A 22859-nucleotide genomic window follows, 5' to 3' on the forward strand; every position below is an offset into this window, starting at 1 on the left:
GCATCTCCATCCCTCAAGAAACCAGCTTCACCAAATGGTCCGCTACTTAACTGAGCGCTATCTAGAAGCTGCCCGCGAAGATCGACCTCAGCTTCGATCGCAGACCCTGCTCCTCACTGGCCTTTCGCACCTGGGTCCGATGCGTGTACAACAGCATCCCGATCATCGTGGCGAACTCCGGCTTCACCAGCTCTTCAGGCATCTTCGACAACGGCACCGGGTATCCAATCCGGGCAGGCACCCGCAGCAGGCTCTCCGCATTGTCGAGCAGTCCTGACAGCTGCGATCCTCCGCCCGTAAAGACACATCCCGCTCCGAGCGCCTCAAGCACCCCGCCATGGCGCAGATTATCCCGCATCATCGTGAACAGTTCGCGCGCCCGCGGTTCCAGGATCTCCGCCAGAAATCTCTGCCGCACCAGTCGAGCCGGCTGACCGCCCGAGATCGCCAGGTCACCACCCACCTCGATCTCGTTCGACTGCGGCACCGCCGTCACCACGCAGTGACCATAGGTCTTCTTCAGATACTCTGCCTCTTCCACCGTGACGTGCAGGCCGACCGCCAGGTCGTTGGTGAAGTGATCGCCGCCGATCGGCAGCACAGCCGTATGGGCGACCGAGCCCTCGAAAAATATAGCCAGCTCCGTTGTGCTCGACCCAATATCAGCGATGCACACTCCAAGCTCGCGCTCATCTGCGGAAAGAACCGCCTCCGCCGAAGCAATGCCCTCATAGACGGTGTCGATCACCTCGAGCCCTGCCCGGTTGGCACAGGTAATCACGCTCTGCGCTACTCCGCCGGAGCAGGTCGAGAGGTGCAGGTTTACCTCCAGCTTGTTTCCGACCATTCCGATCGGGTCGTGAATGCCCGGCTGATCGTCAAGAATGAACTCCTGCGGCAGAAGATGAAGCACCTCCCGATCCGCTGGCAGCGCAATGCTGCGCGCCCGGTCGACCGCCGCCCTCACCTCTTCGCGCGTAATCTCGCGCATCCGGCTTCCCAGGCTGATGCCTCCACGCGAGTTCATGCCTCGGATATGAGTCCCGCCAATCCCTACCACCGCTGTTTCGATCGCCGTCTTCGACGCGCGTTCAGCTGTGAGAGCGGCGCGATTGATGGCCTCCGCCGCCGGTCCAAGCTCGGCGATCAAGCCCTTCCGCATCCCCTGCGACGGCTCGATTCCGTGGCCTCGATAACGCAACACACCATCGTGCAGCTCGGCCACGAGCACACAGCTCTTTGTGGTTCCGGCATCCAGCACGGTAATCAGGCTTTCGGGCCTCTGGGTCTTCATGGATGAACCACCTGCGGCGAATGATACTGTACCTCTACACTCGAGCCCGGTACTGCTTCTGCTCTTGCGCCGGGATGAACCCAGCCTGATTCCAGGCTGGCCTTCAGCGTTGAAACAGAAGGAGCGGAAGAGTTCGGCTCCAGCGCCCCTCGCCTGGAAGGAACTCCTTTTTTGGACGCCGGCTTTTTGCCCTTCGTGGAAGGCTTCACAACTACCCTCTTCGCCGGAGTCGCTAAGTGCGTTCCTGCCGCATGTCCGGACGTTGCAGAAGAAGGCACAGGTTTTGCGGCAGAACTGTTAGCCCCGTCTGCTGAGGCCTGCTGCTCTCCCACTACCGGAGCCGTCGTTCCCTGCTGCATCTCCAGAACCACCTGCCGCTCATAGCGCATATCCACTGCCGCCAGGTGAGGGTACAGGCTCCTCCACTCCGGGAGATGCTCTTGAAATTTCTTATAGCGATCCAGGAAGTTGTCCTCGCCGAAGTGAACCATCACCTCGCCTCCCTTATCCTGCACCAGGGCTCTTACGTCCTCAGGACTTGAGAGGTCCACCTCGCTCATCTTCTCCGAGATCCGTTCCCCGCCATTATCCATATCTTGGATAAACCTCTCGTAGAGCTTCATCCGTGCGGCTCGCAGCGACAACGGATCCTTGGCCTCCAGTCCCGTCACCACCGGGAACGAGTAATGGCTCTTCGCCTGCGCGTCCGTGGGCATGTCCAGCAGAACGCCGTTGGCATCGACCAACCCGATGTGATTCCCCTGCCTCACGAAGGCGACCGGCGTTCTCTCCGTAATCGCCACGCGCAGGCGGTTCGGCAGCAGCCGCATCACCGTCGCATGCTCCACCCACGGCAGCTCTTCCAGCTCAGCCTTTCGCTGCTCCAGCGGCACGCGAAACAGATTCCGTTCGATATCTTCGCCAAACAGGCTTATCAACTCCGCCCTGGCCACGTGGGAGTTCCCCTGGATCTCAATCGCCGTCGCCGACGGAATCATGAATCTCTCATCGTGCAGAACTGCGTTCCGGGTCACCATCCAGCCGGCCCAGCCCAGCCCAGCCAGTACTACCAGCGCAAGCGCCGCAGCTATCTTTCCCCCGCGAGAGCGAGGAAGACCTCCACGGAGTTTGACACGCACTCCATTCGACCGCCTGCGCGTCGGCAGAGCGTCGTCTTCGAACTCATCCTCGTAATCTATGAACTCGCGTGCCATCGTCCTCTTCGGCGCAGGCGAACCTTCCGGAACCCTCGTCTCCTCCGACGCGTACTCCGGCTCCGGCGCATCCAGCACCGCCGATCCACGCTTCGAAGATCCTTCTTTACTTCGCAACCTGAGCAGGGCCGCGGAGAATCGCCATTTCGACTATATCCCGCGAATACCGCCGGGCCGCCCGCCAAGTTTCCTCTTGTACCCTTTCAGGAACTCACCCCCGCTGTCACTCCCACCTTTCTGCTATCCTTGGCAACCCGTGACTTCACCCGGTCACAGTCTGCCTTGCCTCCAGGCGTTCCAGCACCAGCCCCGCAGCCTGCGATACGTTCCCCGCCCCCATGGTCACGATTACATCGCCTTCACAGGCATCCTCGATCAACGCGTCCACACCCTCGGCGACGGAATGCGCATAGCGCACTTCGACCCTCCCGATCGCCCCAACCAGCGCCTCGGTCGTGACCCCCGCGATCGGCTCCTCGCTGGCAGCGTAGATATCCAGAATCTCGACCCGCTCCGCGTCCGCAAACGACTCTACGAACTCCTTCATCAGATCCCGCGTACGCGTATACCGATGCGGCTGAAACAGCACCAGAACCCTGCCGTAGCCACACTCCTGCGCCGCCTTGAGAGTCGCCACAATCTCCGTCGGGTGATGGCCATAATCGTCCACCACTGTGACCCCCCGCACCTTGCCCTTCACCTGGAACCGCCGGTCCACTCCCCGAAACCCATCCAGCCCCGCCGCAATCTGTTCAGAAGCCACCCCCAGCTGCACCCCCACTGCCAGCGCCGCTGTCGCGTTCAGCACGTTATGCCTTCCCGGAACATGCAGCGTGAATGGTCCCATCACAGCGCCCCGATAACTCACCTCGAACCGCGAAAACCCTACGCCGTCCCGGTCCAGCATCCGTAGCCGGAAGTCCGCATCCGCACTCTCGCCGTACGTATACAGCCTGCGCCTGACTCGTGGCAGCACCGCCCGCAGCAGTGGATTATCCACGCACGCCACCGACGCTCCATAGAACGGTACCCGGTCCATAAATTCGACGAACGCCGCCTCCACGTCCGCCATGTCGCGGTAGCAGTCCATGTGCTCGCGATCCAGGTTCGTGACCACTCCCAGCACCGGCGAAAGCTTCAGAAACGAGCGGTCACTCTCATCCGCCTCCGCCACCAGGTACTGCGAATTCCCCAGCCGCGCATTTGAGCCCAGCGCGTTGACCCTTCCCCCAACAACAACCGTCGGATCCAGTCCTCCCGCCGCCAGAACCGACGCCACCATGCTCGTCGTCGTCGTCTTGCCGTGCATCCCCGCCACCGCGATCCCATACTTCAGCCGCATCAGCTCCGCCAGCATCTCCGCCCGCTGAATCACCGGAACCTTGCTCGACCGCGCCTCCAGGACCTCCGGATTCGTCGGACTCACAGCCGAGCTCGTCACCACGACATCGCTCCCGGCTGCATTCGCCGCCGCATGCCCTTCGAAGATCCGCGCGCCCAGCCCCACCAGGCGCTCCGTCACGGCCGACCTCCGCAGGTCGCTGCCAGAGACCGTATATCCCATCGTCAGCAGAATCTCCGCGATCCCGCTCATCCCAATGCCGCCAATCCCAATGAAATGAATACGGAGTGAGCGAGCAAAGAAAAGAGGTGCAGAAGGTGCGCTTGTAACCGGCATACCCCCACTCTACAGCAGCAACAAAGCACCCCCGGAACCGCGAATCCACACCCAAACCTACGGTTTCTCCCTGTGCGGACGAACCGGACCTGGGTTCGGTACCCTGTAGCTACAATGATCTAGTGCGCTGATTCATCCCTCCTTTCGAGGGAGAACCACCGGGCAGTCTAAGCCTCCCTTTACACAGAACGACATGAGCGAGGAAGTACACATCCCGTCGGAAGGCACGCTGAGGCGTTATTACGCCGCTGTTCCCATCACCGACGCCCTCGCGGTCTGCCGCGATCTTGAAGAGCTGTCAAAAGCTCTCGCCATGCATCTGAGCGAATTCCTCTCCTTCGATCATCTCGATGTGGCCCTCTTCCGCGAGGATTCCAACGAGATCGAACAGGTGGCCTGGGGCAGAGGCCCATTGCCCTTGCCGGATCTGCCCGCTGAAGAGATGAGGATGTGGCACCGGCAGGGCGACCGGGAGCCGCTGCACATTCCAGAGTGGAGCAGCGACGGGCGCTTTCCGTACCTGAAGGCGGCGCTCGCGGCCAAAGCCTTGGGCGCGGAGAGTATCGGCCCTGTGATACGCGTGGCCCTCGTCACTCCCCAGCGGCGAGTGGGGACACTGGGCATCGCCGGCCCCCGGGGGACCGTTTACAGCGCCGAAGACATTGGCTTCCTGTGCCTCATTGCGCGGATGACGGCCATAGCCATCGATGCCGGTCTGGGTGTCAGCCGTGCCCAGAAAGCACAAACAGATCTGAAGCGGCAAAACGACCGAATCCAGCTCCTGCTCGATCTGACCAGCCGGATCACTTCAAACCTCGACCTGCGAGAGGTCCTGCGCGCAGTCGCATCGAACGTCCGCGAAGTGATGCAATGCGATGTTGCCGGCATTTGCCTCCCCGAAGAAACAGCCGGAACATTCAGGGTGTTTGCTTTGGATTTTCCCCAGGGGAAAGGATTTGCCAAAGAAGATCTGCTGGCTACTCCCGCAGCAAACGCCCCCGTCAAAAAGGCTTTCGAAACACTGAAGCCGGTCATCGTCAGGACGGCGGACACCGTCGATGTTTCTCCCCAGGCGTACGAGATGTCGGTGGCCGAAGGCGTGAAGAGCCTTTGTGTCATCCCGCTGGTGAACCGCGGACGCGCCGTAGGAGTCATCGTCTTCGGCCGCAGGAGCGATGATCTGTTTACGCCCGAGGATACCGAGTTTGTGAGCAAGGCCGGGAGCCAGATCGCAATCGCGATCGAAAACGCACTGGCCTACCGCGAGATCTCCGAGTTAAAAGACAAGCTGGCTCAGGAGAAGCTTTATCTCGAACAAGAGATTCGCAGCGAGGGGAATTACGAACAGATCGTTGGCAACAGCGATGCGCTCCGAGAACTCCTGCAACTAGTGGAGACAGTGGCTCCGAGCGATTCCACGGTTCTGCTGCTGGGCGAGACTGGAACCGGCAAAGAGTTGGTCGCTCGCGCGATTCACGACCGCAGCCGGCGCAGCAGCAGCACTTTTGTGAAGCTGAACTGTGCCGCCATTCCCACCGGCCTGCTGGAGAGCGAGCTGTTCGGACATGAAAAGGGAGCCTTTACAGGAGCGGTCAGCCAGAAGGTCGGGCGCATGGAGCTCGCCGATCAGGGCACGCTGTTCCTGGACGAGGTGGGCGACATTCCCGCGGAGATTCAGCCCAAGCTTCTGAGGGCATTGCAGGAGCGGGAATTTGAACGGCTGGGCAGCACCATCACACGAAGAGTCAATATACGGCTGGTGGCGGCGACCAACCGCGACCTCGAGCAGATGGTCGCGAACCGGGAGTTCCGCAGCGATCTATTCTACCGGCTGAACGTCTTCCCGATTCGCATTCCTCCGCTGAGGGACCGCCGGGAAGACATTCCTCTTCTGGTGAGTTATTTCGTCCAGAAATTTGCCGACCAAATGCAAAAGAAGATTGAAAGCATTCCTACCGCGGTGATGAAGGGCCTGATCGCATGGGAGTGGCCGGGGAACATCCGTGAGTTGGAGAACTTTATTGAGCGCGCCGTCATCTTGACTCGGGGCAGCTCACTGGAAGCGCCGATCTCAGGACTGCGCAAGGTAAGCAGCAACTCCGTCTCTGCCACCCCTGAGCCTGGGCAGGAAGATATCGCGAGAATTGTGAAGGAAACCATCGCCGCCCTCAAGGGAAACCGAGATCTCTCCGACGAGCACTCCCAGAAGCAGCGGGAAGAGATCATCCGCGCCCTGAAAGAAAGCAAGGGCCGGGTGGCAGGCGCCGATGGAGCTGCTGCGCGCATGGGAATCAACCGCAGCACTCTGATCACGCGCATCAAGAAATTCGGCATCGATCCCCGGCAGTACGCCTGATTCGCCCGTTGCAACCTCACTTCTCTGTCAAGAACCGGTTAAGTCGAACCAGCCTCCCGCAGGCTCTTCGCCTGTTGGAGTTGACTGGCGACACTTCCGACTGTCGGTTAGACGCAGGCTCTGTCGCCTTTGACAAATGAATCAGTTACAGCTGTCCGGCTTTGGCATCCGCGTTGCTTATTCCATCTGCGTGGGAGCCATAGGCGATGCTGAAGATCACCAATATTGAGGAAGAAGAACAGCTCCGGGTTGTCGTGGAGGGCAAGCTCATTGCCCCGTGGACGACCGAGTTGAAGAACGCCTGTGAACAGGCCCGAACACAACTGAAGGGCCGGAAGCTCGTCGTCGAAATGCAACGCCTCACTGTGATCAGCCAGGAGGGGGAAGACATCCTTCTCGATCTGATGAATGACGGCGTCGAGGTTTGCGGCTCCGGCCTGTTCACCAGAGAAATCCTGAAGCAACTCGCACGGAAGAGGTCATAACGAAATGATTCGTTCGCATTTCAGCGTGCCACATCGCCGGGCACTCCGTAACAGCGTTTTCCCGCAACAATCCGCTGCAGAGCTGCGGGACAAGCGGAAGATTGCGCGAGTCGCTCAAGTAGAGCGACTCGCTCTGATCGCGGTTGCGCTCCTGGTTTGCAGCGTGGACTCCATCGCCCAGACATCAGCGGCGCCACCGCTTCTAACCGAAGCGTATGCAGTGAACATTGCGCGCTCAGCAAACAGGCCGACGAAGAGCTCGGAGATCGCCATCGACCGCGCGATTCAATCCGTAAAGCAGGCGAAAACCGGATTCTATCCGCAATCCGACCTTCAGATCCTGAGCGGCTACCCCTTAGCGGATTTCAACCTCACCATCCCCAAGGGAACACTCGGCACGTATCCGGGCACGGGTCCCATTCCGAGTGAGAATGCGAACATCTCGGGAAATGCGCAAATCACAGGATTCATCAGGGGTAGCTTTGCACAGCCGATTTCTCAGCTCTATAGGATTCATCTCTCGGTCGAGAGTGCGCGCGTCGATCAAAAGATTGCCAGTGAGCAGCTCCGTTCGCAACATCAGTCGGTGACCCTGCAGGTACGGCAGACATATCACCAGATCTGCACTCAGCGAGTGCAGATCGACAGCGACCAGGCACAGGTACAAGCTCTGGAAGAGGCTTTCAGGGTAACAAAGAACAGTGCAGCACAGGGGCATGCGCTGCAGTCGGATGAGCTCAAGGCAGAGTCTTCTCTCGTGCAGGCTCGCTATAGCCTCGACAGCGACCGGAATGCCATGACCAATGCCAGGGAGCAGCTGAACAATCTCCTGGGCCGTGACCTGGATACCGACTTTACCGTTGAAGAGTTGCCGCCTGCCTCGCCGGAGGAAATAAGCCTCACAGATGCGAGAGCAGCTGCGCTCAAACAGCGCCCGGAACTACGGGAAGCAATGCTTCAGGAGAAGAAGGCGGAACTCGCCGTCAAGCAGGAGAAGGCGGGATACATTCCGGATATCAGCGCACAGATTACATACCTGAGCGCCCAGAACGTGAGCTTTCTGCCTCAGAGCTTCGCCACAGCCGGGGTCAGCCTGCAATGGAAAAACCCGTGGGACTGGGGAAATCGCCATACGAATATCGTCGGGCTCCGCGATGCCGCAAAGCAGCAGTCACTATCAACCGACGAAACCACACAGCAAGTCACGATGAATGTCGATCAGACATTTCGTGCCCTGGCGCTCGCGCGTCAACTTGTCGAGGCGGCATCTCTGGCCAGGCAAGCGAGCGCCGAACAGCTACGCGAAACTCAGAACCAGTTCCGGCAGCACACGGCCCTTCTTTCCGATGTCCTGAAACAGGCAGCGGAGGACCATGTGCAATCGCAGAACTATGCCCAGGCGCTCACGGCATATTGGAATGCCCGCGCCGCATTCGATCAAGCCTTGGGGAGAGACTGACATGAACAAGAAGATCCATCAGCACCTCACAATGCTGTTGCCAATAGCACTCGTGTGCGGTTGTCAGCAGCAAATTCCTGCCCCGATTCCTCCGTCCGTGCGGCTCGGAACCGTCTCGGCAGCCGAGGCCGGCAGCGAGACCCGTTACTCGTTCTCCCTGCTTCCCAATCGGCAGGCGAACCTTGGATTCAAGTCTGCGGGAATCGTCGAGCAGATTGCCGAAACGCGCGGAGCCGATGGGCGCATGCGAGAGATCACGATGGGCGATCCCGCTCCCGCCGGGCTTAGACTGGCGCGCGTTCGCACCGCCGACTACCAGCACCAGCTGGAAACTGCACAACAGGGCTTCGCGCAGGCAAAGGCGTCCCTTGCCTCCACGCAGGCCAGTCAACAACTCGCCCAGGTCAACTTTGACCGGGCGGCTAACCTCTATCGCGAGGCTAGCCTGACAAAGCAGAACTACGATCAGGCGCTGCAGCAGAAGCTTGCCGCCGATGCCTCGGTTAAAGGCGCGGAAGCCGCGATTCTGCAAAACCAGACCAGCATCGCTCAGGCGCAGCTTGCCTTGCGCGATACGGTGATCAATGCACCCTTCAGCGGCGTTGTCGTGAGCCGTCAGATTGAATTAGGCGACATCGTCGCAAGCAGTACAACTGCCTTCCAGATCGCCGACATACACATCCTGAAGGCGGACTTCACGGTTCCCGACACGCTTCTGCACAGTGTTCCCAAGGGCAGGAAGATTCTCCTTAATCTGCCGGGTGCAATCCAGCCTGTCCCCGCGACGGTCACAGCTGTTTCGCCGACGAGCGATTCGAATAGCCATCTGTTCACGGTCGAGGTTTCGCTGCTCAATCAGGACAACAGGCTAAGACCTGGAATGATCGGCTCGCTTGAACTGATGCAGGACGGCAGCAGTGAGCGCGTGCTCACTGCACCCATCGAATCCGTGGTGCACATCAACGGCGGATCCGGTTTTGCCGTCTATGTGCCGCGCCAGGAAGGCGGTCATACGTTCGCTAAGTTGCAACCCATCGAGATCGGCCGTGGTATCGGCCGGGATATGGAAGTTCGCAGCGGCCTGACGCTCAACCAGGAAGTAATCACCACCGGAGCCCAGATGCTCCACGACAACGAAGAGATCCGGGTGGTGCAATAGCCATGGCCCATAAATCCAGTGAAGAGCTGATCGAGCACTCGCATAATACGGCGCGTTTCTTCGTCGAGCATCCCCAGGTCTCCTGGATGGCCCTGGTTGCGCTGTTCGCATGGGGCATCTATGGATACATCCACCTGCCTCAACGCAAGGACCCCGACATTCCCGTGCGCGTAGCGACCGCCACATGCAACTGGCCGGGCGCTACCGCGGCGCAGGTAGAACAGTTGGTCACCCGGCCGATCGAGGACACGATCGCGCAGAACAAGTACGTACACGCGCCCACTGCCGCTGACTATGGCATCCGATCTGAGACATTTCCGGGGCACACCATTGTCTGGGTCCAGCTGCGCGACGGGTTAAAGAACCCTCAGGAGCAGTTCAGCGACATTAACCTGCGTCTGGAAGGACTCAACTCGCAACTGCCGCAAGGAGCCGGGCCGATCTCCTTCAAGAGCGACTTTGGCGACACGACCGCACTGATGCTCACGGTGGCGAGTCCTGAGGTCGATGCCTCAGAGATCGCTCTGCGCGCGCGGGAGATGCGGCAGTCTATCCTCGCGGCGCGGCATGAGACACAAGGGCAGTCCGATGGACACGTGGCCATCGCGCTCATGTATCCGATGGCCAAGGACACCGTCAACCTGGACGGTGTCATAACGCAACTACGCGACGCTGCGGAATCGTCAGGATGGTTGCGGGATGCCTCCATCATTCATGGCGACGGCTTCATCGGGTTGGACGGTGTAACCTCCTGGAGCGAATCGCAGGTGCAGCATTCGGTCGATGACTTCATCACCAGGTCCTTGCCTGCCTCGTCCATCGATCCCGACGTCTGGTCGCCGCTGGTAGTGCGGGACCTGTCTACCCTGGAATCGCACATCAAGGCCATCGCCGGGCCGAAGTACACCTATGCGCAGTTGAACGACTACACCGACCTGTTGACCCGGAATCTCCAGAGCATTCCTCAGACCTCCCGTGTCGACCGCACAGGATTGCTGAAGCAGCAGGTCCAGCTTGAGTTTCCGCAGGAAGAGCTGGGGACCTACGGCACCTTGTCCGCAAGCCTGAGCCAGATACTGGCGAGCCACAATACCCCAAGCAACAGCGGCTCCGTGGAGTCCGGTCCCGAAAGTCTCGCCGTAAAATCGACCGACCTGTACAAGAATGCGAGCTCGATCGGCGATACGATCGTGGGCACGACGCAAGGCACCAACACGCCGATTTATTTGCGCGACCTTGTGCACATTCACAACAGTTACGCCGTTCCTCCCACGCTGCTCAACTACTACGCCGTGACTGACGGAAGCGGTCATCGACATCAATACCGCGCGGTGACCCTGGGCGTTTATATGCGCCCCGGTGAGAACATCAACGCGTTCGGGAAGGCCATCGATCAGAAATTGCAGGACGCGCGGGTCTGGTTGCCGTCCGACATCATTCTGGCCCGTACCTCCGATCAACCGCTTCAGGTGCGCGAGAACATTCACCTCTTCATGGATGCGCTCCTGGAGGCCGTTGGCCTAGTGGTGCTGGTGTCGCTTCTGGGCTTTTGGGATTGGCGCTCAGCGCTGCTGATGTCGCTCTCGATTCCCATCACGCTGGCCATGGCCTTCGGCCTGATGTACGTCATGGGCCTCGATCTGCAACAAGTCTCCATCGCAAGCCTCATCATTGCGCTCGGTCTTCTGGTGGACGATCCCGTCGTCGCAAATGACGCGATCAAACGAGAGATTGCCGCCGGGCTGGCTCCAGCGCCGGCGGCCTGGATCGGCCCGACCAAACTGGCGACCGCCATCCTCTATGCCACCGCAACGAACATCATCGCGTATCTGCCCTTCCTCATGCTCCCCGGCAACACGGGAATGTTTCTGTTCTCGCTCCCGCTGGTGATGACCGCTGCGCTGGTATCCTCGCGCCTCGTTTCGATGACCTTCATTCCGCTGATCGCCAGATACATCCTGACTCGGCCCGCGAAGCCGGAACGTACGCTCGAAGAAAAGCGAAAGACAGGCTTCTACAGCTACTATCTGCGGGTCGTAGAATCGGCGATTGCTCACAGATGGAAGTTTCTGCTCGGCTCATTCGTCTTCCTTGCCCTGGGCGTCGTCGTCGCGATGAACATGAAGACCGAGTTCTTTCCGGACGACGTACAGTACTGGAGCTACGTCGACATATGGCTGCCGGTCGGGACGCCGATTGCGCAAACCAAAGATGCCACCGATCAGGCCGAACGCATCATCAGCCAAACGATTTCGGAGTATGCGCGCGCTCATCATGTTGTCGTAGACAAAGAGGGAGCCGCCGACGGTCCACAACTCTTACAGTCCTTGACCTCATTCGCCGGAGGCGGCGGTCCGCGCTTCTGGTTCTCCGCGCAACCCCAGGCACAGCAGTCGAACTATGGGCTCGTGCTGATTCGCATCAGCAACAAGGACCTGACCCCGAAGCTCGCTGGTCCGCTACAGGACGCACTCGCAAAGCAGATTCCGGGCGCACAGATCATCGTTCATCAATTGCAGACCAATCCGGTAGAGTTTCCGGTCGAGGTACGAGTCTCCAGCACAGCAGACGTCACTGCCGCCGATGAGCCGGCGAATAACGAGAAACTCCTGGAGATAGCCTCGCAGGCCGCATCGATCCTGCGGAATACCCGGGGTAGCGCAGTCACACAAATCGACTGGCTGAACAAAGCTCCGCAACTCGAGATCGATATCAATGCGGACAAAGCAAATCTCCTCGGCATTGGGAACACAAATGTCGCTCAGGCATCGCTTCTCGCTACGGATGGCGTTCCGGTGACGACTCTCCAGATCGGCAATCAGCAGATTCCGGTGGTTGCCCGTCTCGAGCCTCAGCAGCGCGCCTCCTTGTCCGATCTGGAGAACATGTACGTCTCCACGTCCACAGCAAGCCCAAAGATTCCCCTGCGCGCCATATCAGATCCTCAACCCAAGTTGACAACCCAGCTTATACGGCGGCAGGAGCACTTCCGCACGGTTGGAGTTCATGCGTGGCCGGATAGTGGGGTTCTTCCATCCGAAGTTCTGAAGCAAGCCATGCCGAAGCTCAACGCTCTCAAGAAGAACCTTCCCCCCGGCTATCAGATGATCGTTGGAGGCGAATATGCGAAGCAGCAGGACGGTTTTCAAAACCTCAGCGTTGTCCTGCTGATCTCGATCGCCGGTATCTATGCAGCGCTTCTGATCCAGTTCAAGAACGCCATCAAGCCCCTCCTCGTCTTTGCGGCTGTCCCATACGGCGTCGTTGGAGCGCTGCTTGGCCTGCTGGTTACAGGAACCCCTTTCGGCTTCATGGCTTTTCTTGGAGTCATCAGCCTGATCGGAGTCATCGTCAGCCACATCATTGTGCTCTTTGACTTCATCGAAGAGCGGCACGAGGCTGGCGAACCGATCGAACAGGCCCTCGGAGACGCGGGCATCGAGCGTCTGCGTCCGGTGCTGATCACCGTCGGAGCCACGATCTTCGCGCTCTTTCCGCTCGCGATGCACGGCGGTCCGCTCTGGCAGCCGTTATGTTACGCCCAGATCGGAGGACTCGCCGTCGCCACCTTTATCACCCTCTTGCTGGTCCCTGTGCTCTACAGCATTGCGGTGCTTGACCTAAAAATCGTTCGTTGGGAGCAGCCGCACTAAGGACTGACAACCATTAACCGTGGGCCTGGCGATATGACCGAAACGATCGCCTCCCAAAAACAGACCCCCCCCCAAATTGGAGATAGTTATGAAATTGTATTTACCTTTCGCTCTCAAGTGCGCGTTGCTGGCAATCGCGGCTGCGCCTTTAATATCTAACGCTCAGTCGAATTCATCTTCACTCGAATCGCAGCCGCGCACAGCGGTAGTGCTCCGGTTTGCGGTCGAATCGCAATCGATAACCGGCAGATCGGAGCTTTCAGCACAGGCCTGTCCGCAAACCGGCGACGAGACCGCGTCGCCAACTGCGACGGCTCCATCAAAAAGTGTCACCGTCGATCCGAAGATACTGGACGCGATCTCCGCAGAGATGCAAAAGAGATTGTCCAGGAAGATGTCTGTCATGGTAGATCCAGACTCGGCGTCCATCCCGGTGGGCGCTCTGGTGATCAGCGGGTGCATCACCAAGGCGAACCCCGGCAATGCTGCCAAAAGGTTGATCGGCATGAACGTCGGGGCGAGCCGCCTGGGTGTCCATGTGGTTGCTGTTTCGAAAAAGAAGGACGGATGGAGGCCGGTGGACACCTTCGACCTCGAGGTGAAGGGCGGAGATCTGTTGCCGCCGCTCGGGCCTGCCGGACTTGCCGTGCATGCAGCGAGAGACACCCGCCAAAGTCTCTCTTCCGACTCCAAAAAGCTGGCCGATCACATCCTGAAGAAGCTCTCCACTGACATGAAGGCTCGCGAGGGGGAAATAGTGTAGCTGACGGCTCACATACTGTTGAGAAATAAATCGTGTCCTTCATCTTCCTTCTAAAGCGGCCGCTTTAAAAGCATATCGAGCTCGATGCCCATTAACGCCTGCACCCAAACCGGGCTCTTCCCTCTAAACGACACAAAACAATGGTCACTTACACCGGGTGAATCCTCATTCACTCTTACCGCAACGAAAATTTACAATTCGGGTTCTAATAACTGAGTGCCTGATCCGCATGGCAAAGCGGGCAGGAACCTCAGCTGGTCATCCGCGAAGCCCAGCCCGTTCGGGCAAAACGACGAATGACACGCGAAGGTAGGCAATGGACCTCTCCCGCAGAATTCGCAAGGCTTTTGGAGCAGCCGTTCTTGGAACAGCCGTCTTCACCGGTGCAGCATTCCTCTCTCCCGCCCCCGCACAGGCCAGGGTCTTCGTATCGGTGGCCATTGCGCCCCCGGCAATCCCCGTCTACACCCAACCCGTTATGCCAGGCGATGGATACATCTGGACCCCCGGCTACTGGGCCTGGACCGGCGAAGGCTATGAGTGGGTCGAGGGAGCCTGGGTGCTTCCTCCGTATACCGGTGCCCTCTGGACTCCCGGCTACTGGGGTTACGGCTCCGGCGGCTACCTCTGGAACGCTGGATATTGGGGCCCATCCGTCGGCTACTACGGCGGCATCAACTATGGCTTCGGATACTTCGGCGTAGGCTTCTACGGCGGTTACTGGGGTGGCGGACACTTCTACTACAACCGCTGCTACAACAACTTCCGCTCCGGATGGCATGGCGGATACGTGTACAACCGCCCCTACTCCGGCCACTTTGACGGTCGGCCCGGCGGCTCCAGCTGGGCAAACCGCGGCAGCAACTATGCCGGAAACCGTGGCTCGTACTACAACAACCGCGGCAACAGCTTCGCCCAGGGCAGCCGCAACGGCTTCTCCAATCACAGCGTCACCAACGTCTCGAACCGCAGCTACGGGAACGGAAGCTTCAACAGCGGCCACAGCGCCTATAACGGCGGCAACTACCGCGGAGCCACCACCTCGCAGCGCAGCTTCGCCGGATCCAACCAGAGCTTCGGCAACCGCGGATACTCCAGCCAGGGTCAGTCGATGGGCTATCGCGGTGGGCAGAGCAATCAAAGCTTCGGCAGCCGGGGTGGATACGCCAGCTCGCAATCTCGCCCCAGCTTCGGCGGTAGCTATGGAGGCTTCCACGGCAACAGCAGCAGCTACGGCGGCTCCCGCGGCGGCGGCTTCAGCGGCGGCGGTGGCTTCCACGGCGGCGGCGGCGGCGGCGGATTTCACGGTGGTGGCGGTGGCCATGGTGGTGGCGGACACCGCTAATCAAAACCTCCCGAGCAATTCTTCAAGGCTGAGATCAAACGATCTCAGCCTTCTTTTTTCAGCACCTCGACCCCATTCACCTTTACCGTAACGCCTGATCTCTTTACCCTTTCCTTTGATAGGAATAACAAGGAGATCTGATGTCGAAGACCGAGGGGCCTGCCTCTCTTTCCAACCTTCCTGAATCGGCAAAGGCTACACGGCGCGATTTCATCCAGGGTGCCGTCGCTGTTGCTGGCACACTGGCAACCACCGGAGTCTCATCCTCCTCAATGGCCGCGCAAACGCCCCGCAAGCGCCCCAACCTGGTCTTCTTCCTCGGCGAGGGCCAACGCGCCGATGCCCTCTCGATCGCCGGACATCCTCTACTCAAAACGCCCAATCATGACCGCATCGGCAAGGAAGGCGTCCGCTTCAACAATGCGTTCTGCACCAATGCTCTCTGCGCTCCGGCCCGTGCGACCGCGCTTACAGGAATGTATTCGCGTGCGACCGGCGCCCTCTCCAATGAGAAGTCTCACGTGCCTCTCAACGCCGACATTCCTCTCTTTACCGAGCTGCTGCGCGATGCCGGCTATGAGGTCGCCCTGCTTGGCAAGACTCACGGCCGTAATGGCTTCGAGGATCGACACTGGGACTACTACTTCGGCCACAACGACCCGGGAAATAACTACGCCAATCCCTTCTTCAAAGAGGGACGCAACGGCATAGTGGGGGAACAGAAGCAGTATTACAACGTCTATCCCGACGACCTCACCACCGACCGTGCCCTCCAATGGATCGACCAGAAGCGCGGAGACAAGCCCTTCTGCATCCTCATCTGGTTCGTAGCCCCGCACGAGCCCTTCTTCCGGCCCCGCCGCCACCTCGATCTCTACAACGGAGTTCCCGTCGCCAAGCCCGTAACCTTTGACGACGACCTCAAGGGCTACCCCGGCAAACCGAAGAGCTTCATCGAGGCGGAGAACAAGATCGGCACGACCTACTCTCACGTCGCCTGCGGATCGCTCGAAGGGATGGCGAAGGACTACTACGCCGGTCTCGTCGCCGTCGACGAAAACATCGGGCGCGTCCTCGACCATCTCGAGAAGAAGAAGATCCTCGACGATACCGCCATCCTCCAGACCTCCGACCACGGCTACTTTCTCGGAGAGTGGAGAATGTTCGACAAACGCCTCATGCACGAGCCTTCTCTCCGCGTCCCCTTCATGGCGAGGTATCCCGCACGCATCAAGGCCGGAACCGTACGCGACGAGATGATCCTCGACGTCGACATCGCCCCCACCCTCCTCGATCTAGCTGGCGTCCCGGCTCCGAAGCACATGCACGGCAAGAGCATCCTTCCCCTCGCAGCCTCCAACGATCCGAACTTCCGTAAGGAGTGGTACTACGAGTACTACGAGTGGCCCAACCCCGAGAAGGTCGCCCCCCACCGCGGCATCCGGACCGAGCAGTACAAGCTCATCCGCTATGTCCTCGACCCCTCGGAAGGGGAGCTCTACGACCTGAAGGCAGACCCGGGAGAACGCATCAACCTCTACGGCAAACCCGAGCATGCGGCCCTGCAGTCTCACCTCAACCAGCGCCTGGACGCTCTCCGTTCCAGCATCCCCGATCGGCAAAACCTCTAGCATCCGACTCCGACCCAGGCGAACCCTCGAAGTCGCGGGTCGGAGTCGCAGCCTGCGTTTGAGTAGAAGTCCAGTTGAAGTTGCGGTCGAAATCGAAGTTGAAAGTTGAAGTCGAACTCCAACTCGAACTCGAACTCGAACTCGAATGCTTTGGCGAAACCCACCTTCCTTCGAACTCTTCCCTTATGAAAGTGTCATCCTGAGCGAAGCCTCTCGCCGCACCATCGCGAGAGGCGCAGTCGAAGGATCTGCGGTTACCCCACCATCGCCAACTGAACTCTGAAAGGTAAACGCCCCAACCACTCACCCGGGAAACGAATCCACTCAAGCCACTCCGAAAACCCACTAGACACTCGCGTGCCCCATCTTCGACGCCGAAGGCGGCTAGGTGGGCATTCGAGCGAAGCTCGAACCGCATCGTTAAGGGCACGGCTTCAACCGTGCCGAAGAACCCGCATCCAAAAGGGGGCTTCAGCCCCTGAGATACAAATCCGTGCAGAAGATATCGGAGATGAAAGAAACCCGCCTAAGCTCCTGTCAAGCTCGAAGTCTGGTAAACCACTGATATCAAAGCACCCGAAAGTGCCGATCCATACCATCCAATCCGTTATCCTTAAATCAATACCAATCAATCCGCGAGGAAGACGTTCTCGACCATAACATTCATAGAATCAATATTTTGCACGATCATCATTAGAATCAAGAATTTGCAACAGAAGTCCACCCCTAAGTCCTGTATTTAGAAGACTTTGGGCAATAACAGGGGGGGGACTACCCGGCCAGCTCCACCGCCATCCCGGCAATCTCCCGGACAGCGTGAGGATGAGCGAGGGTTCTGGCCTTCTCGCCCATTGCACTAAGCCGCGAGCCGTCTCCAAGCAGCGACGTGAGCACGTCCAGCAGACGTTGTTCCGTCAGCTCCGCCTCGATAATCAGCGCGGCAGCACCGGCAGCGACAAACGCCTCCGCGTTCTTCCGCTGATGATCGTCCGCCGCCTGCGGAAACGGAACCAGCACCGCGGCCCGGCCTGCTGCGGCAACCTCGGCCACCGAACTGGCCCCGCTGCGGCAGAGGATCAGATCCGCCGCCGCAAACTGCGCCGCCATGTCGTCGAGATAGGGCGTGACGGTCAGCCGTTCGAAGCCGATACCAGCCTGCTCATAAGCAGCCAGAGTCGTCTCCGCATGCCGCGCTCCTGTCTGGTGAACGACGGTAAGCTTGGGAAAACGAGCAAGTAGCTGTGCCATGATCTTCGGCATGTTCTGGTTCAGAACCCGAGCACCCTGGCTGGCGCCAAATATCAGCAGCCGATGCGCGGGTCCTTCGGGACGAGGCTCAATCGCGAAGAACTCTGGCCGAACCGGCGTTCCAGTCACCCGGGCGTTGCGAAAGTACTTCGTCGTTTCGCTCAGATTCACCGCCGCTGCGTTGACGTACTTGCCCACCAGCCGGTTCGCGAGCCCCGGGACCGCGTTCGGCTCAAATGCCAGCGTCGGAACCCGCTGCAGGATCGCCGCCATCATCGCCGGCCCTGAAGCGTACCCACCGACACCGATCACAACATCGGGACGAAAGCCCCGGAGCAGGTTGAGGCACCGCGCCACTCCTAAAGGGAGGTCGAAGAGTGTTCGCGCTCGCGTCGTCAGGCTCACGTTCTTCAGCTGACCGACCTTGATCAGCTCCAGCGGAAATCCCGCCTCTGGAACCAGCCGCGTCTCCAGCCCGCGCGCCGTTCCCACAAAGCGGACTTCAGCGCCGTGTGCGTCGCGCAGCTCCCGCGCAATCGCCAGCGCCGGAACCACGTGACCTCCGGTGCCTCCACCTGCAATCAGAACCCGCAACGATGGACCCACTTCAGTCGATCTCGCGAGTGACGTTCAGGAGAACTCCCATGCTCGCCAGCATCACAAAGAGCGACGTCCCTCCAAAGGAGATGAACGGCAGCGTGATGCCCTTGGTCGGAACCAACGCGACCACGACGCTCATATTGAAGAACGCCTGAATGAGGACCGTCGAAGTAATCCCGAAGGCAAGAAACCGGGCGAACGGATCGGTGGAAAGATAGGCAGCGCGCAACCCGCGGTAACCCAGCGCGATGAAGAGCGAGATCACCAGCAGGGCTCCAATCAGCCCCAGCTCCTCGCAGACATTCGCGAAGATGAAGTCGGTGTGCGGCTCCGGCAGATAAAAGAGCTTCTGACGCCCTTCCATCAGGCCCAGCCCATGCAGCCCGCCTGTACCGACAGCAATGAGCGATTGCAGAATGTGGAAGCCGGTCCCTCGAGGATCGGCCTCAGGATTCACGAAGGCCAGCATGCGCGCCCTGCGCCACGGCACGCGGAAGAGCATGTAATACAGCACCGGCGCCGAGCACAAAGCTCCGATGCCGAGGTACTTCAACTGCATGCCCGCAAGATACAGCATCAGCGCGGTGACGGCAGCGCACACCATTGCTGTCCCAAGATCGGGCTCCTTCAGGATGAGCGCGATGAACAGCAACGGAGGAAGTGCGGCGCGAAGGACGGTTCCGCGCCAGTCATCCATCTTGTGGATGCGGGTCTGAAGAAAATAGGCCAGAAACAGAACCAGCGTTGGTTTGGCGAGCTCCGAGGGCTGGAAGCTGGCAAATCCGAAACGGAACCAGCGATGAGTGTTGTGCGAGTCACGCATGGCAAACACGCCCAGCAGCAGAACCATCGTGACCGCAACGGCGATGAAGACGAATCTTGGATTGTTATAGCGTCGATAATCCACGCGCATCAGCAGCGTGAGCGCAACCAGTCCTGAGACAGCCCACATTCCCTGCCGCAGCATGAAGTAATACGGTGTTCCAAAGGTGGCCTTCGCCATGACCGCGGATGCGGAAAAGACCGTCACCAGCCCAAAAAGCACCAGCAGCAGCACCACTCCGAAGAGCCACTTGTCGACTCCAACTCTCTTCGCCATGTCTACACTTCCTGCTGCTAAATCAGCTCGTGGACGATCTTGCGGAAGGTGCGCCCGCGATGTTCGTAGTTCTCAAACTGATCGAAGCTCGAGCACGCCGGAGCCAGAAGAACGACATCACCAGGAATCGCGGCCTTCCGGGCCTCGCGTACGGCCACATCGATCGTTCCCGCTCCCACCATCTTCACGACTCCTTGAAGCTGGCGCTCAATCTTTTCCGCGGCAGAACCAATCGTATAAACAGCCTTGACCCGTTCCCGGAGCAGAGGCTCCAGCAGCGTGTAATCGGAGCCCTTATCCTTCCCCCCAAGGATCAGGTGAACGCAGCCTGGAAATGCGGCGATCGCCTTCAACGCTGCATCGACGTTCGTCGCCTTGGAGTCGTTGAAGTATTCGACTCCCTCGACCGTGCTTACAAACTCCAGGCGATGCTCGACAGCCTTGAAGGCAGCCACAGCACTGCGAATCTTTTCCGCCGAAACTCCGGCGAGGCGAGCCGCGCACACGGCTGCCAGCACGTTTTCAACGTTGTGCGATCCCTTCAGCGGAATCTCGCCGACAGGCATGATGGGTTCGGCCCTGGCTCCCTCGCGAGGAACGAAGACAATGCTGTCGCCATAGAGGAAGGCGCCCTGCTTGATGGGCCTTCGCGGACTGAACCAGAAGATCTGCGCCTTCGTCCTTGCCGCCACCATCTGGGTGGGCTTGTCTTCGGCGTTCAGGACCAGGAAGTCCTCGGCCTGCTGATTCTTGGTGATGCGCATCTTCATCGCCGCATAGTTCTCAAAGTTTCCGTGACGGTCCAGATGATCGGGAGTGATGTTGAGGACGACCGCGATCCATGGACGGAACTGTTCGATGGTTTCGAGTTGGAAGCTCGAGACCTCAAGGACGTTCACGGTCTGGTCCGTACTGGAGGGAATGAGATCGATGACCGGAGTTCCGATATTGCCTCCGACCAGTGCGGGAAGGCCGCCCTCGGCAAGAATGCTGCCGAGGAGCGTGGTGGTCGTCGTCTTTCCGTTTGAACCGGTGATGGCGAGGACGCGCCCTTTGAGAAAGCGGCTCGCGAGCTCGAGCTCGCCGATGACGGGAACCCCAAAGCCGATCACCTGCCTGACCTCAGGCGTATCGAGCGGAACGCCTGGAGAGATGACGATCAGGTCCTGGCGACGGAAGGTCAACAAGCCATGGCCGCCGCTTTCGACCATGATCCCGGCGTCGAGCAGGCCCGGAATCTCTTCTGCGAGCGCGACGGCGCTTCGCGTATCGCTGACCGTAACCCGGGCTCCCTGCTGACGCAGAAATTTGGCAGCGGCGATTCCTGACTTTCCCAGACCCACTACGAGTACACGCTTGTTCTTCAGTTCCATCATCTATGTCTCTTTCTCAGCTTACTAATCCGACAAAAAAGAATCGTACAAGCAAAAATAATTCCTAGGAGCAGATACCAGCTTTGGTTACGGAAGTAGAAGTAAATTCCAAACAGAATCGCTGTCCCATTGATGAGCGGCAGGATAATGTCCCGATTCCCGCTAACTCCAGGTCGTAACAGAAATAGATTTGCGGCTATCTGGATAGGAATTAAAAGAAATATCGCAGGCCATCGCCGAGGATCCTCAATGCAAAGCCCAGCGCAAATGAGGATTACCACTAAGTTTATGCCGACCAAGGCAGCCCACGCCTGGAAGCGTCGTAGCTTGCTGATGAATACCGTATCTTCTGGCATCATTCTCTACCGCAACTTCAATGTCGTGAGCGCAAGCAGCGCGAAGATCAGCGCAAGGATCCAGAATCTGGCGATCACCTTGGACTCGGACCAGCCGAGAAGCTCGAAGTGGTGATGCAGCGGAGCCATCTTGAAGATGCGTTTTCCATTGCGCAGCTTGTAGCTGCCGACCTGCAGCATGACGCTGAGAGCTTCAAGGATGAATACGCCGCCGATGAAGGGAAGCAGGAGCTCCTGCTTGATGGCGACGGCGACGGTTCCGATGGCGCCTCCGAGCGCAAGGCTGCCGACATCGCCCATGAAGATCTCCGCCGGGTGCGCGTTGTACCAGAGAAAGCCGATACTGGCGCCGACCATGGCTCCGCAGAAGATGGTCAGCTCGCTGATCATGGGCATGCGCTGCAGCTCAAGATAGTCGGAGAAGACGACGTGCCCGCTGACGTAGGTCAGCACCGTAAGCGCGCCAGCGGCGATGATGGTGCAGCCGATCGCGAGGCCGTCCAGACCATCTGTGAGGTTTACGGCGTTGCTGGCACCGGCGATTACGATCATCACGAAGATAACGAACGGGAGAACTGCCAGCCAGTGCAGATGCGGAATATGACCGAGAGAGCTCCAGACCAGGTCCGGCCTGAATCGTTTGAGAAAGGGAAACGTCATCTGCGTTGAGTAGTTCCCATGGGATTTAAGCGCGAGCAAGGTAACCGCGACACCGCCACTGACCAGCAGCTGCAGGCCCAGCTTGGCTCGTGCGGTAAGGCCGAGATTGCGACGGTGAACTACCTTGATGTAATCGTCCGCGAAACCGATGGCACCAAAGGCCAGCGTGGAGAGCATGACCAACCAGACGAAGGGGTTCGACAGATCGGACCACAACAGTGTCGGCACAAGGATGGAGATGCAGATGAGAACGCCGCCCATGGTTGGCGTTCCACTTTTCTTTTGATGCGACTGCGGACCTTCTTCGCGGATGTACTGACCGATCTGGAACTCGCGCAGCCGATCAATAACGTAGGGGCCGATGAGGAGGCCAATCAGCAGCGCCGTGAGGCTCGCAAAGACCGTGCGAAACGTCAGATAGCGGAAGATACGAAACAGGCGAAAGTAAGGAAACAGCTTTTGATACAACAGCCAATAGAGCAAAAC

Annotated in this window: 15 protein-coding genes; 8 read left to right on the plus strand and 7 right to left on the minus strand. The window is 59.2% G+C overall.

The annotated features are described in order from the left end of the window. Positions 1-61: 61 nt before the first annotated feature. The 3 genes from ftsA to murC all read right to left on the minus strand — a co-directional run bounded on the left by ftsA (position 62) and on the right by murC (position 4186). Positions 62-1294, minus strand: coding sequence for a cell division protein FtsA (ftsA, locus tag JAO29_RS06330; protein WP_334267346.1), 1233 nt, complete (start codon positions 1292-1294; stop codon positions 62-64). After that, positions 1291-2508: a cell division protein FtsQ/DivIB gene (locus JAO29_RS06335; RefSeq protein WP_334267347.1), complete on the minus strand. Its 1218-nt coding sequence runs from the start codon at positions 2506-2508 to the stop codon at positions 1291-1293. Before JAO29_RS06335 ends, ftsA begins: the two co-directional genes overlap by 4 nt. Positions 2509-2770: 262 nt before the next feature. Further along, entirely contained in the window at positions 2771-4186 is a 1416-nt protein-coding gene (gene murC / locus JAO29_RS06340; protein WP_334267348.1) for a UDP-N-acetylmuramate--L-alanine ligase, read from the minus strand. 193 nt (positions 4187-4379) lie between these two features. On the opposite strand from murC, the gene JAO29_RS06345 reads away from it, so the two are divergent. From JAO29_RS06345 to JAO29_RS06380, 8 genes are all read left to right on the plus strand, one after another. Next, positions 4380-6542: a sigma 54-interacting transcriptional regulator gene (locus tag JAO29_RS06345; protein ID WP_334267349.1), complete on the plus strand. Its 2163-nt coding sequence runs from the start codon at positions 4380-4382 to the stop codon at positions 6540-6542. A 206-nt stretch (positions 6543-6748) separates the two neighbouring features. Then, a complete protein-coding gene (locus JAO29_RS06350; RefSeq protein ID WP_334267350.1) occupies positions 6749-7027 on the plus strand; it encodes a hypothetical protein in 279 nt (92 codons plus the stop codon). Between the two features lie 4 nt (positions 7028-7031). Beyond that, on the plus strand, positions 7032-8486 hold the full coding sequence (locus JAO29_RS06355; protein WP_334267351.1) for a TolC family protein: 1455 nt from the start codon (positions 7032-7034) through the stop codon (positions 8484-8486). Position 8487: 1 nt separating this feature from the next. Next, positions 8488-9645: an efflux RND transporter periplasmic adaptor subunit gene (locus JAO29_RS06360; protein WP_334267352.1), complete on the plus strand. Its 1158-nt coding sequence runs from the start codon at positions 8488-8490 to the stop codon at positions 9643-9645. 2 nt (positions 9646-9647) lie between these two features. After that, a complete protein-coding gene (locus JAO29_RS06365) occupies positions 9648-13298 on the plus strand; it encodes an efflux RND transporter permease subunit (RefSeq protein WP_334267353.1) in 3651 nt (1216 codons plus the stop codon). 88 nt (positions 13299-13386) lie between these two features. Then, a complete protein-coding gene (locus tag JAO29_RS06370; protein ID WP_334267354.1) occupies positions 13387-14061 on the plus strand; it encodes a DUF4410 domain-containing protein in 675 nt (224 codons plus the stop codon). 316 nt (positions 14062-14377) lie between these two features. Further along, entirely contained in the window at positions 14378-15406 is a 1029-nt protein-coding gene (locus JAO29_RS06375) for a colicin transporter (RefSeq protein WP_334267355.1), read from the plus strand. A gap of 140 nt (positions 15407-15546) precedes the next feature. Then, complete coding sequence (locus JAO29_RS06380) at positions 15547-17037, plus strand: sulfatase family protein (RefSeq protein ID WP_334267356.1); 1491 nt, start codon at positions 15547-15549, stop codon at positions 17035-17037. A 771-nt stretch (positions 17038-17808) separates the two neighbouring features. Here the strand turns inward: JAO29_RS06380 and murG are convergent. The 4 genes from murG to mraY form a co-directional block, all read right to left on the minus strand. Next, positions 17809-18891 carry an undecaprenyldiphospho-muramoylpentapeptide beta-N-acetylglucosaminyltransferase gene (gene murG / locus JAO29_RS06385; protein ID WP_334267357.1) on the minus strand — a complete coding sequence of 361 codons (1083 nt, stop codon included), beginning with the start codon at positions 18889-18891 and terminating at the stop codon, positions 17809-17811. 1 nt (position 18892) lies between these two features. Next, the gene (gene ftsW / locus JAO29_RS06390) at positions 18893-19984 is read right to left on the minus strand and encodes a putative lipid II flippase FtsW (protein WP_334267358.1); all 1092 of its coding nucleotides are present in this window, start codon (positions 19982-19984) and stop codon (positions 18893-18895) included. A gap of 17 nt (positions 19985-20001) precedes the next feature. After that, positions 20002-21357: a UDP-N-acetylmuramoyl-L-alanine--D-glutamate ligase gene (murD, locus tag JAO29_RS06395; protein ID WP_334267407.1), complete on the minus strand. Its 1356-nt coding sequence runs from the start codon at positions 21355-21357 to the stop codon at positions 20002-20004. A 362-nt stretch (positions 21358-21719) separates the two neighbouring features. Beyond that, on the minus strand, positions 21720-22856 hold the full coding sequence (gene mraY / locus JAO29_RS06400) for a phospho-N-acetylmuramoyl-pentapeptide-transferase (RefSeq protein WP_334267359.1): 1137 nt from the start codon (positions 22854-22856) through the stop codon (positions 21720-21722). Positions 22857-22859 lie beyond the last annotated feature (3 nt).

This window comes from Edaphobacter sp. HDX4 (assembly GCF_036877565.1).
In the GTDB taxonomy this organism is placed as follows: domain Bacteria; phylum Acidobacteriota; class Terriglobia; order Terriglobales; family Acidobacteriaceae; genus Edaphobacter.